This is a genomic window from Bartonella sp. TT110JLCBS (assembly GCF_042193405.1).
Lineage (GTDB): Bacteria > Pseudomonadota > Alphaproteobacteria > Rhizobiales > Rhizobiaceae > Bartonella.
In genome coordinates, this window is record NZ_JBHILT010000115.1 from 344 (window position 1) to 682 (window position 339).

Genomic DNA, 339 nt, shown 5'->3' on the forward strand with positions numbered 1-339 from the left:
CTATAGCAGACACAGCAGCGAGTTCAGTTACTGTAGCTTCTGAAGCCAAGACGACAGCAGAGACAGCTTTAGAGCAGGCAAATACGGCATTAACAGTATCCAATGCCGCCAAGACAACAGCAGAGGTATCGAAAACCTCTTCAGAAGATGCCAAGATGAAGTCAGAAGCGGCTGAGAGGTTAGCGCAAGAAGCCAAGCGTATTGCGGATGATACTAAAGGTGCAGCCGATAGAGTGGCGACAACGGTCACGGAAAGCTCTCAAAGAGTGACACAAGTTCAAAGCACAGTAGAGACAGCTTTGACAGAGGCAAGAGAAGCCAAGGCAACGGCAGGAGACG

1 pseudogene is annotated in these 339 nt (G+C 49.9%); it reads left to right on the forward strand.

The features are described 5' to 3' along the window. Window positions 1-339, forward strand: a pseudogene (locus ACFILW_RS09855) (hypothetical protein); the annotation flags it as partial.